The 11826-nt window shown below is 38.8% G+C and carries 8 protein-coding genes; 5 read left to right on the top strand and 3 right to left on the bottom strand.

All coding sequences use genetic code 11. The features are described 5' to 3' along the window. The 3 genes from thiD to CH377_RS02865 are packed head-to-tail and all read right to left on the bottom strand — an operon-like array spanning position 1 to position 2984. Complete coding sequence (thiD, locus tag CH377_RS02875; RefSeq protein WP_100722313.1) at positions 1–801, bottom strand: bifunctional hydroxymethylpyrimidine kinase/phosphomethylpyrimidine kinase; 801 nt, start codon at positions 799–801, stop codon at positions 1–3. Between the two features lie 18 nt (positions 802–819). After that, complete coding sequence (locus tag CH377_RS02870; RefSeq protein WP_100722312.1) at positions 820–1173, bottom strand: MGMT family protein; 354 nt, start codon at positions 1171–1173, stop codon at positions 820–822. Then, positions 1170–2984 (bottom strand): sensor histidine kinase, encoded by a 1815-nt coding sequence (locus tag CH377_RS02865; protein WP_100722311.1) that lies wholly within the window; start codon positions 2982–2984, stop codon positions 1170–1172. Before CH377_RS02865 ends, CH377_RS02870 begins: the two co-directional genes overlap by 4 nt. A 27-nt stretch (positions 2985–3011) precedes the next feature. On the opposite strand from CH377_RS02865, the gene rsgA reads away from it, so the two are divergent. The 5 genes from rsgA to CH377_RS02840 all read left to right on the top strand — a co-directional run bounded on the left by rsgA (position 3012) and on the right by CH377_RS02840 (position 11822). Beyond that, positions 3012–3980 (top strand): ribosome small subunit-dependent GTPase A, encoded by a 969-nt coding sequence (gene rsgA / locus CH377_RS02860; protein WP_100722797.1) that lies wholly within the window; start codon positions 3012–3014, stop codon positions 3978–3980. Next, entirely contained in the window at positions 3964–5277 is a 1314-nt protein-coding gene (locus tag CH377_RS02855) for a hypothetical protein (RefSeq protein WP_100722310.1), read from the top strand. The genes rsgA and CH377_RS02855 overlap by 17 nt, the downstream gene beginning before the upstream one ends. A gap of 204 nt (positions 5278–5481) precedes the next feature. Beyond that, positions 5482–6411 carry a FecR family protein gene (locus tag CH377_RS02850; RefSeq protein WP_100722309.1) on the top strand — a complete coding sequence of 310 codons (930 nt, stop codon included), beginning with the start codon at positions 5482–5484 and terminating at the stop codon, positions 6409–6411. A gap of 219 nt (positions 6412–6630) precedes the next feature. Beyond that, positions 6631–8250, top strand: a complete 1620-nt coding sequence (locus tag CH377_RS02845; RefSeq protein WP_243401941.1) for an LIC10124 family lipoprotein — start codon at positions 6631–6633, stop codon at positions 8248–8250. After that, entirely contained in the window at positions 8250–11822 is a 3573-nt protein-coding gene (locus CH377_RS02840; RefSeq protein ID WP_100722308.1) for a tetratricopeptide repeat protein, read from the top strand. Before CH377_RS02845 ends, CH377_RS02840 begins: the two co-directional genes overlap by 1 nt. Positions 11823–11826 lie beyond the last annotated feature (4 nt).

The raw sequence follows: 11826 nt of genomic DNA, 5'->3' as shown, positions 1-11826 counted from the left end.
TTAATCCGGATTATGATTTAATGTTTTTGTCTTTCCTGCCGGGAAAGACTGTAAGATAGCAGAGTGTAAGAATTCCCTAGCCTTGGCTATAGAGTCAGAAAGCGGAAATCCTTGAGCTAGATAAGAAGCTATCGCAGAAGAATAAGTACATCCTGTTCCATGTGGATTGAAGTCCTCCACAAAAGGTTTTGCGTATTTAAAAGTTTCTCCATTCGGAAGTCCTAATACGTCCAATGCTTCTTTGGAATTTTTGATATGGCCGCCTTTTAATAAAATAGGAACTCCTAGTTTTTTAGAAAGAGAAACTGCTTCCGATTCCATGGATTCGATTTTGGAAATTTCGCCTGAACCTAAAATTTTTGCCTCATCCAAATTCGGTGTAACTATGGCGGCCATGGGTATTAATTCAGAGATTAAGGATTGTATTGCTTCGTCTTGTAAAAGTTTTGCGCCGCTCGTAGCTACCATTACTGGATCTAAAACTAATTCGAAGTTTTGTCCTTTAGCTTTATATTCTTTTAAAATTTTGGAAATTCTTAGGATCAGACTTTCAGAGAATAACATCCCTGTCTTGATTGCTTTTACAGGAAAATAGGAAAGTACAGCTATAAGTTGTTTTTCTAAAAAGTCCGGATCTACTTCTAAAATTCCTGTGACACCGTCCGGATTTTGAGCAGTCAAACAAGTAATGACAGATGTACCGAAAGATCCGGTGGAGTTGAAAGTTTTTAGGTCCGCTTGGATTCCTGCCCCACCTCCGGAATCTGAACCTGCGATTGTTAATACTACCGGCTTTTGCATTCGGAACCTTATAGATAATTAATTAGGCCAGCCGAATCGTTTCCAATCCACGACCTCTTCTCTAGAAAATTTGATACCTTCTGATTCTAAAAGTTTTTTTTGTATGATCGCTCTAGGAGTATCACCTCTATGAGAAATTTTTCCCATACTATTAATGACTCTTTGCCAAGGTATCCTCTGCTCTTGGCCTTTTTTTAAGGCGTTTAAAGCGTAACCTACGGCTCTAGCTGCTCTAGGTTTTCCGATTAAGACAGCAATCCTGCCGTAACTAGTCACTCTTCCTTTTGGGACTTTCTTTACGATTTTATAAACAAGGTCGTAAAAGTTTTCCGGCTTTAGTTCTATCTTTTTCTTTTTAGGTTTTGCGATCATACAGCAGGTTTTTCTAAACTTGTTTCTGCATTCGGCTGAGGTGGCCTAAGAGGCAATTCTACCTTGAATACAGTTTTTCCGGGCATAGATTCCACTGTAATCTTGCCCTTATGTTTTTCTACGATACCTTTTACAATACCAAGGCCGAGTCCGGAACCTTCTCCCTGATCTTTTGTAGTGAAAAACGGGTCCCAAATCCTGTCTTTGATAGAAGGATTAATTCCCGGGCCGTCGTCTTGTACTTCTATTGTAACAGTATCTCCGACAGAATAAACTGATAATTCAATCGTGCCCTGTCCTCGGATTGCTTGGTTCGCATTTTGGATCAAGTTCGTCCAAACTTGGTTTAACTCGTCCGGATTACATACAACCTTAGGAATAGTGGAAAAGTTCGTCTTAACCTCGACTCCATATTTCAGTTGGTTGTTCATGATCACTAAAGTATTTTCGATACCTTCTATCAAGTCGGCACTGGTGAAAGATTTACTTTGGTCCAAATGAGAATAATATTTTAAAGCTTTTACGATCCGAACAATATTTTTGATAGAATATTTGATATTTTTAATGTTTCTGTTCGTATTAGATGCGTGTTTGAGCATCTCATATCCCGGCTTTGCGCCTTGCGCCAAAATTTCCAGAATATACTTTTTCACTTCCATGACATCGTTTTCAATAATGAAAGAGGCCACTTCTCCCGCTAAAGAAACGTCTATCCCCATTTCGACCATTTCTTCTTTCATTTCTCTTTTGATCCGGAACTTGTCCTTGGACTCCATGGCCTGACTTTTTCTTCGGTCTCTTAGGATATGAAGAAGTGCAACTTCGAATGATTTTCTTAATTTTTTGTTCCTTGCGAATCGTACGATTTCGAATACATTCTTTACGATATAATTCATATTCGATTCTAGATTGTCTGCGGAACCGTTGATAACTCCTGCAGGAGTATTGATCTCGTGTGCGATTCCGGCAACCATGGTTCCTAAAGAAGCCATCTTTTCTGACATGATCAATTGGGATTGGGCACTCTCCAGTTCTTGGGTCCTATGTCGTACTTTTTCTTCTAGTGTTTCAGTTAACTCTATTAGCCTTTCGTAAAAAATAGAATTAGAAAGTGACATTACGGAAACGGAACGCATCTCGTTTAGTCTTTCCAGTTCGGAAGCAGTGTACCTTCTTCCGTCGTTTTTAGGCCCTAAAACCAACATCCCTAACAGACTTTTGTTTAAGATGAAAGGAACGAGTAGATCCGCTTTCGTTTTTGCCGCGAATGAAAGTGCATGTTCTCTAATCTGATGTAATTTTGCGTTTTCTACAAATTCTTCTGAATAAAAAATTTTATCGTGTTCAGTGATCCATAAAAGAAAAGGATCGAAGATATAAAAATGATCTTCTCCTGTTTCCGTAGGATACGGGGAGAATTTTCCAAGATCCTCTCTCCATAAGTAAATTTTGGCCCTACTCGCATTTATGATACTTGGGAGAAATTTTAGGATTTTATCGCATACACTTTCCGTGATGTTGGTTGCAATTAGGTCACTTTTGAATTTATCTAACGAAGAAAGGTATTTTACATATTCTTGGTCCGTCAGTTTAGAAAGTGCGGATGATAAATTCCATGCAGGTCCGAATTCATTGAACCATATCCAAACAAAAACAGCAGCCAATGTAGTAAAAGGCAAACTGATCAAGAGCACAATTGTACGATCCGGATCCAAGGATCTAAAATCCAAACCGAATATAAGCGCCGATTGCAGAAGGAATGCGGCTAAAACAAGACCGAATATTGGCCCGAATTTGCGTATGATTTTCATCGCGTGCCTGTAAAATTAGGCTTAAGAATGTCTAGTTCCACGATTCCAGTAAAGGAGTTTTTTACGATAGCAAGGGTCTTCGGAGCCTTCTATGATTTATATTCTCCAGAAAGAGGAAGAGTAAGAGCCGTACTTAGAGGAAGGCTCAGAAATATTTCCGCAAAAGAAAGACACCCCTTTGTTGTAGGCGACAGGGTCTGTGCCATGGAATCCGGCGGAGAATGGGCAATCGAAGAAAGATTATCCCGCAAAAATGAACTTTTACGTAAAAGTAAAGAGGGAGATGCACAGGTACTTTGTGCTAATGTAGATCAAATTGCAGTACTTGCCTCTTTGAAAGATCCTGAAACGAAAGATGGATTTTTGGATCGTTGTTTGGCGGCCGCGTATCTTTCCCAGGTCCCTCCCCTGATCATATTCACAAAATCGGATTTAGTGGACCAAGAAACTGCGATTAAACGTTCTTCCGTATATAAAGATTTAGGCTATGATATAATTATTGTTTCTTGCCAGACCGGCCAAGGTCTAGAAGAACTATGCGCAAAGTTTTCTTCAAAAACTACCTACTTAGTTGGGAATTCGGGAGTAGGAAAATCTAGCTTAGTAAACGTCTTATCGGATAGGGAATTGCAAAAAACTTCTCAGGTCAGTCTTTCCACTAAGAAGGGTAAACATACGACTACAAACTCAAACTTTCTAGTATTGGATGATGATATCGTATTAATCGATTCTCCAGGTATCAAAGAATGGGGGATCTTACACTTAACCAAAGGTGAGATCTTGGAAAGTTACCCGGAATTGAGAAAGTATAAAGAAGAATGTGATATTTCCGACTGTTGTGACGCGGGTCCCGGATGCAAAATGTTATTTTCTATGGGAGAAGCGACCGATATAAGTACGGAAAGAAGAAAGAGCTTGGAATCTATGCTTGCAAGCCTGGAAAACCCGTTTAGAATCACACGTAGAGATCACTTAAAGAATGAAAGTAAATCCTAAATCGGTAGAATACAACTCGATCGACGAGGTTTTAAACTTCGTACGCGATTATAACGCCGGGAATATGTTACGTTTCCTAAATGCGATCGAGGACAATAGCGGTAATATTCTAGTAAAGGAGGAGGTTCAGGTAAAAGAATCTGCTCTTACCCGATTAAAGGAAATTAAGGGTCAGTATAATCCGGAATTTAAGATAAAATTAACCAAAGAATTAATCGGTCAGATCCAGGACAAGATGGCCGAGAAGATCGTTTTACAACTTAAGAATACGGATAAGAAATTCTTAAAGTTCATGTACGAAGAGAATAAATTCAATTTTAAGGGAATTATTCGTAACGGGATCAATAATAAGAAACATTTACTCGCGCTCTTTAAAGTTTACGAAACAAATCCTCATTTTTTCAAACATATCTGCGAATTAGGATTATTGGCTTTGGGAATCGTTCTGATCCCTGATGCGCTCAAATATAAAATGTTACGTAGATATTCTTTTCTTGGCGGGATCTTTATGGATATCGCTCGGGTTACCGGAGACCAATGGAATAAACCATTCCCGGATGATACTGAAAAAACAAGGATTGCAAAACAGTGCGCTAATTTCATGCAGAAGTTGGATCTTCCCGAATTTGTATGTTCCGCTGCTTCTAACCACGTTCCGCTTGGGCTTCAAGACAATGTAGAAGTTGTAGCCTCAGGTTCTAAAAAAACTGAAAGAGAAAATCCAGACGAAACGTTCTTTGCAGAGATGATGGTGGATGATGGAGAAAGTGATTCTACTCCCGACGACGAAGAAGACGCTGGGCTTCCCGATAAATCGGAAGATTTGTTACGAGAACTTCTCACTGATTCCTTAAAGATCGCTAGATATATTCATACAGTTAGCTCCTTCTCCCATGATAAAGAATATGTAATGGAAGAATTGGTATACTTCCTAGCGTATAACACTTCCAGAGGTTACTTTAACGAAGTGCTTGCTAACCCTTTGGTGAACTTATTCAAACAATTTGAAGAAAATGTAAAGCGTATGCGTAAGTTGGCAGAGGTGGAGATGCAATGTCTTCATCCTCCTGCTGCTTGGGCTTATCCAAAACCAAAGGCGAGCCAGGTATTATGTAAGAATAAGGTCTGGGATTGTCCGAATATAGTGCAAGGTTGGGATATTCATGTTATCTCATCTCAAGAAGCATTCGGTTGGGTAGGCTCAAGTCTAAGCGCTGATCATTATCCGAAGTGCAAATTGGAAGAAGAACTGGATTCTTTACCTGAAGTAGAGCCTAAAAAGGCTGAGAAAAAATAGAATCAGTTCTCATATTGCTAACCCTTAAGGGTTAGTTTTTATACTTTCTAGTAGAATCTGCCAAAGGGGCATTTTTAGGAAATTTTTTTCCAAACCAAATCTTTTGCTTTTTGTAAAATGGTTTAAACATAAGTATTGGTAAAAAGTCCTTGTTAGTTTGTTATATCTAGAGGATTCTTAAGCTTAAAAAGCGGGGGAGAATATATGTTAAAAAGTAAAAACACCCTAATTCTAATGACTCTATTGGCAATCAGCTATCTGATCGCCTGTAGTCCTAAAACAAGCAGTGGCCAAATAAAATCAGAAGCAGCATCTTCAAGTGCTAAGATTGTTTGGTTGAACGGAGACGTAAAAGTCCAGTCCGCCGAAGGTGAGAAAAAAGCCGAATTCGGTCAGACAGTAACTGCTGCAGACACTATCCTTACCGGTAAAAATGGATCCGTGGAGATCATGGTTGCCGAAAGTGGTATCATCAAAGTTTCCAAAGAAAGTGAAGTATCCGTTGCTACACTAGTCGGAGACGAAGGAACTAACGTTAAGGTCAATCTGAACTACGGAAGGATCGTAACTCTGGTTCGTAAAGAGAACAAAAACTCTGATTTCAATGTTGTAACTCCTACTGCTCTTGCGGGAGTTCGTGGAACTACCTTCTTAACTTCTGTTGAAAACCCAACAGGCAAAAAAGTAAACTGCGCAGAAGACCATTGTGATGTTAAATTCGCAGTATTAGAAGGTTCTGTTGCTGTATCTAAAGTTGGAGAAGAGTCTGAAGTCATCTTGGAAAGAAACAGAGAGATTACTCTGAAGAAAAACCAGAAATTGACTGAAAAACTTATCCTTTCTCTAAGACCTGAGTCAGTAAAGGAACTGAAAGGATTGATCGTTCTTAAGAAAAACGACGTTTTAGAATATAATAACCTGGTGGATGAGCTAAAAGCATCCAGCGAAGAACTTCGCATTTTGAGCCAGGCTTCCACAGTGGAAGAAGTTCGTACCCAATTGCAGAAACGTGAGGCTACTAGAGCGAATGCAGACGAAGTAGCAAGAACTGCTCAGCAAGTGAACGAAACTAAGTACGTTCAACAAGACGTTCAAAAAGAAAAGTTGAAACTTAATCCGAAAGAAACTTTCTAATCTAGTTTCTTTCTTCTTTTCCGCTTTTCTAATTCTATAGGACCCCGCTTTACAGCGGGGTTTCTCTTCTTATACGCATTCTTGCGTAAACGATTCGTAATTTTCTAATACTCCAGAAAGACCAACCGAGGTCGGATAATTCTTTGCAAAAAAGCCCTCATTTTTTCCAGAACTAGGAAAAGATTTGCTAAATCAGTCCCTGGGAAATTTTTTTACGGGATGGGGAACAATTCATTTCGTAATCTTATTATATTCTCTCTTATTACGAGTTTTGGGCTTACTTGCTCCTCGGTACAGAAGTTAAATGAACCTTCTAAACTGATACAAGAACCGTATTACAAGCCGATAGGCGATTCCGAGAGTGTATTCATTTTTAGAGAATCCGAAACCGACTTTCGGGTTCGTAAAGCGGGACATGAGGTCCCAATCTTAGCATTCTCTCCTATAGAATATCCTAAATCGGTGGATAAAAAATTGGCCTCTTACTTCGAGCAAGAGATCAGTTTAATCTGGAAAGATGTAAAGTATTCGAATGCAAAAATTTCTCCGGATGTTTGGAAGAATAAGGCCGGATTAACCCAGGAATTAAAATCCAAGGATGTGGATGTTTTGGTTTTGGGTTCGGTAACTGAATCTGATGCAGGTTGGACTTTTAAATTCGAATTAAAAGATTCAGTGGATGCAACATCTTATGGAGACTTTGGACTTTCTTTCAAACGCCCGGTTTCAAGTGAAGAAGTAGGAGCTTGGAACCAAGCAATCTTCTGGAAATCTTCTGATAGAGTAATTTCACTCGAATCTAAACAAACCACGGTTCCGGTTTGGGATAGAAAGCCCGATTTAACTAGAATTAAAGAAATCGTAAGTTCTTCCATCAAAGGCACCTTAACAGTAAGAGCTTCTTCCGGGGATACCGAGATTCTTTGGAAAGGAAAGTCATTAGGAAATACTCCACTGACTGAGGTCCCAATCCAAGAAGGAATCCAAGATATTCAAGTAATCTTAAAAGGAAAAAAACCGATCACTAAGACCATCCAAGTAAGAGCAGGCAAAAAAAGTTTCCTCTTCCAAGAATGGGAAGAAGATCGTACATTAGGATCTGCTAAAGTAATCACTGTGCCTAATGGACTTTCGGTTTCTTTGGACGGTTATAAGCAGGGAGAGACTCCTTTCTTTCGTAGTAATTTAACTCCAGGTGCTTATCAGTTGGAACTTCTAAAAGAAAGCGCTGACGGTGCTTATGTATATTACGAAGGAATCTTGGATGTAAAACCCGATCGTTTGGTAGAATTGGCACTTCCTTATTTCGGATATGGATTATTGTCAGAGTTAGAGTTCTGGAAACCATCCGGAGAATTTGGATTTTCTCCTTTCGGGCCGACCGGTTTGGAATTTGCGAAAAAGAAAAACTTATCCAACGGTTGGAACGGAGTGTATTCTCTTCCATTCATTCCGGAAGAGGTAGAGATCGAAGGTTATTTCTTACTTCCTGTGGATCATGGAGATGGTTCGGTTGCGGTTACATTCCATTTGAATGGCCTTTCTTTGGGAGTTATTGCAGGAAAGGAGAAGGTCTCTATCTTCCAATTTCCTTCCGATGGAAAGACGCTTAGCACTTATAAATATTTGGATGTGGATAAGGATATAGGCCGTCCATTCCTATTCAAAACGGATTTAAAAAACAAAAAATTGTCTCTATACTTAGGAAGAGACGTGGTTTGGCAGGGAGACTTGCCTGCAGGAGGACTCTGGACTGTTTCCGTTTTGACCAGAGGAGAAGAGTTTAGGGAAAAAACTCCCATCAAAGATCTGAAGATTCTCTATAAGGGATATAAGTGATGAATCGTTTACTTTCTCGTTTTATAATATTTTCTATTGTTTCCGTTTTTGCGGTTCAATGTATTTCTAAAGATTTCAGAAAATCAAACTCTCAAGATGCTATCTTAGAAAAAGACATCATTGCCGCTCAAAAATTAAAACAAGCATCAAGACTGATCAACGAAGGAAACTCCGCTTTTCAAAAAGGGAAATTCGAAGTCTCTCTTTCTAAAGGTAGAGAGGCCGTAAAAGCATACCCTACTGCCGAAGGTTATTATCTCATCGGTTCTTCCGAATATCGTTTAGGTAAAACGGAAGATTCTTTGAACTCTTTGAAAAAAGGAACGGAGTTAGATCCGGAGAATGAGCAAATTCTTTTGACTCTTGGGATCTTATACACTTCTCAAGGGGCAAATAAGGATGCTTTAGAAATTTATTCCAAATTAGAAAAACTTCCTAAGGTAGATGGAAGCTCTTATACATTCAAAAAAGCAGTATTATTAAAAACGATCGGAAGATATGACGAGGCGTACTCCGCTCTCAAGTCAATTCCGGAAGATAAGTTTAAATTTAAAGCTCAATTGTACATGCAGTTGGGAGACACTGCAGTTCAAGTAAAAGATTACGAAGCAGCAGAGTCTTATTTTGAGAAGGCTAGAAATGCGGATCCGGATCTGGCATCTGCTAAACAATCTGCTTCCGCTACTAAAGTGGCTGGTCTATTAGAAAAAGGGAATGCCGCCCTCAAAGCAAAAAGTTACAGAGAAGCGGTCCAATATTTTACTTCTGCTACCCAATTAGATCCTAAGAACCCTTCCCCATTTGTATTTTTAGGAAATGCAAAGATACTTTCTAATGATACAGACGGTGCGATTAAAGCATTCGAAACTTCGCTAAGATTAAAGGCAGATTACTTAGAAGGATATTCTGGTCTCGCATCCGCTTATAGCAAGTCAGGGAATAATCCGAAAGCAATTTCCGTTTTAGAAAAGGCCATTCCATTCTTCCCTAAAAACGCAACTATCTATAACCAAATCGGCTTGAACCAAAAGTCTTTGGGCGAAAATGCAAAGGCGATGGTTTCTTTTAGCAAGGCTCGCGAGCTGGATCCGAATTATAAGGAACCTGTTTTGAACCTTGTCTATCTTCTGGCTTCTGAGCATAGATACAAAACCGCTAAGAACGAATTGGAAACTTTAAAATCGGATGAAGAAACCAAAAAGGTTGCCGCCTTCTTAGAATCTTCAGAGTTGATCCATGAAGGAGATCTACGTCTTCGTAAAGGAGATACTAAATCCGCAAAGACCTACTTTGATCGTGCGAAAGCGAAGGACCAGGATGATCCTGGAGTTTATACTGCTTATGGTCGTTTATATCAGATCAGTGGAGATGTAAAACTTTCGGAGCAGAATTACCTAAAAGCTCTGAGTCTACAGAAAGGAAACCTTCCTGCCCTCCAAGGTTTAATCCGTCTTTATTCTGCTCAAAAAAACCAATCTAAAGTGGTTCAGTACACTAAAGAATTGGAAGCAATTACTGGAAATGATCCACTTTCCGGAATAGTGCTCGCTAGAACTTACGAAGACAAAAAGGAATTCGATAAGGCTGAAAATACTTATAAAAATTTAATGAAGAAGTATCCGGATAATGAATCTATCCAATTCCGTTTGGCATTTCTTTATTATAAGATCGCGTTAGAAGAGAACGAAAAAGCAAATTATGATTCTGCAAGTTCTTGGTTGGCAAAGGCTGAAAAACTAACTAAAGATCTTCCCGAAATCGCAGAAGCGAAACAAACTATCGATCAGAACAGAAAGTTCTCTGAAGTAGTTCCTACAATCCAAAAGGCAAATCGTCTATTCGATAATAAATCTTACGAAAAAGCGGTTCCTCTTTACCAATCTGCGTATGATAAGACTAAAAAGCTGACCCTGTATATTAAGGTCGCTGAATGTTATCTTGCGATGGGAATGGAAGAAAAAGGGATTTCTCTTTTAGAAAATTCTCCCGATGGATCTAAAAATCTGGCTGCTCAAGAAGCAATCTATGCCTTCTTACTTAGAAAGGGAGAAGTGGATAATGCAGAGAAAGGATTCCAAAAGGTTTTAGAGAAAAAACAGGATTCTTACTATAGCCATTATCAGCTTGGGATCATTGCTCTTCAAAAGAAAAATTATGATACTGCGATCGAATCGTTTAATCGCTCTTGGCTGTTAAATCCTGAATTCACCGCTTCTAGAATTGGTAAAGGGATCGCTTATTATAATCAGAATAAGAGTAAAGAAGCCAAAGAAGAATTCGAAAGTGCTATGAAAGCGGATTCTGAAAATGAATTAGCTCCTTATAATATTGGTATCGTTCTTTTTAATGATAATCTTCTAGAGCAATCAGTTGAAATATTTAAAGAAATCATAAAGAAGAATCCAGACTTCCCGGATGCACATTTCCAACTTTCCTATATTTATTTTAAGAAAGGAGATTTGGAAGCTGCAGATGCTGAGATCGTAAAAGCTCTCGAGCTTGAAAGAGATGAAAAGTTTTTACATGCACGTATCAGAATTCTTTCTGAATTAAAAATTAAAAATCCTGCAAATGCAGAATATAAAAAATTAGCTATAGAATTAGGAAGGGAACTCGCAGAAAAATATCCGAATTCTCCTTATTCCGGCCAGGCAGAAAGATTGGTTCTTTCTGATTCAGATACTCCTGTAATCTTACAGCCATTCCCGAATCGTGGATCTTTGATCGGAGTTCCAGTCATCATCAACGATCTGTTATTGATGAATTACGGGACTTCTATTGAAGCGTTAGATAAAAATAGAGCAATCCGTCTTTGGAGAATAACAAGTACTAAATCTTTCCGTAATGTTCTGGCAGATCGTAGAGTGTACGCATTCACAGATAGAAGTTTAGAAGTCAGAGATCAAAACTCTGGTTCTATTTTTCAAACAATCAACCTACCGGGAATGTTCAAGAAGGCATTGGTCTCAGGAGATAGAATTTTAGTAGAAACTGAAAACTCCGGAAAAAGAACCTTAACCAGCTACTCGGATACTTTTGAAGAAAATAAATCCATCCCACTGGACTCTAAAACTTGGTCAGCATCTAAAAAAGGACAAGTGTTCTTAGTCCAATCTTCTTCTAAAGAAGATAAGATTTTATATGCAGATGCAAAACTGAGCAAAGATGTGGACTCTGCATGGACCGGAACTACGAATCCAAGATTGCTTGGGGCTACCGAGGATGGAACATTTTTCCGAACCGATAAAGAGATCGTATATGTTTCGGGAAAAGGGAAAGCAACTAAAACTGAAATTTTAGACAAGTCTGCTAATCTTTTTAGTGTAAGAGGAAACTCTCTCTGGTTTGCAGGTAACGATAAAATTTATCGTGTAGACGCAGATTCCTCCAGTCTGAAGGAAATCAAAATTTCCAGTAAAGAAGTAGAAGGTCTGTTACCTGGCAAAAAGAAAGATGTAATAGTATTATATAAAGATAATACTGCCGTCAGATATGATGAAAAGGGAGAAGCTGTCTGGACTTACAAATTAGTCCAAGATTCAGACAATGTTTACTCCTTATTGTATCACTAAAAAT

Origin of the sequence: Leptospira haakeii, assembly GCF_002812045.1 — a bacterium.
In the GTDB taxonomy this organism is placed as follows: domain Bacteria; phylum Spirochaetota; class Leptospiria; order Leptospirales; family Leptospiraceae; genus Leptospira_B; species Leptospira_B haakeii.
The sequence above is the reverse complement of the archived record's forward strand: the minus strand, read 5'-3'. Positions and strand labels throughout refer to the sequence as shown.

Excerpts from the sequence above, each read along its gene's own strand:
- thiD (WP_100722313.1), bottom strand. The coding sequence starts at position 801 with ATGCAAAAGCCGGTAGTATTAACAATCGCAGGTTCAGATTCCGGAGGT.
- CH377_RS02870 (WP_100722312.1), bottom strand. The coding sequence starts at position 1,173 with ATGATCGCAAAACCTAAAAAGAAAAAGATAGAACTAAAGCCGGAAAAC.
- CH377_RS02865 (WP_100722311.1), bottom strand. The coding sequence starts at position 2,984 with ATGAAAATCATACGCAAATTCGGGCCAATATTCGGTCTTGTTTTAGCC.
- rsgA (WP_100722797.1), top strand. The coding sequence starts at position 3,012 with ATGTCTAGTTCCACGATTCCAGTAAAGGAGTTTTTTACGATAGCAAGG.
- CH377_RS02855 (WP_100722310.1), top strand. The coding sequence starts at position 3,964 with ATGAAAGTAAATCCTAAATCGGTAGAATACAACTCGATCGACGAGGTT.
- CH377_RS02850 (WP_100722309.1), top strand. The coding sequence starts at position 5,482 with ATGTTAAAAAGTAAAAACACCCTAATTCTAATGACTCTATTGGCAATC.
- CH377_RS02845 (WP_243401941.1), top strand. The coding sequence starts at position 6,631 with ATGGGGAACAATTCATTTCGTAATCTTATTATATTCTCTCTTATTACG.
- CH377_RS02840 (WP_100722308.1), top strand. The coding sequence starts at position 8,250 with ATGAATCGTTTACTTTCTCGTTTTATAATATTTTCTATTGTTTCCGTT.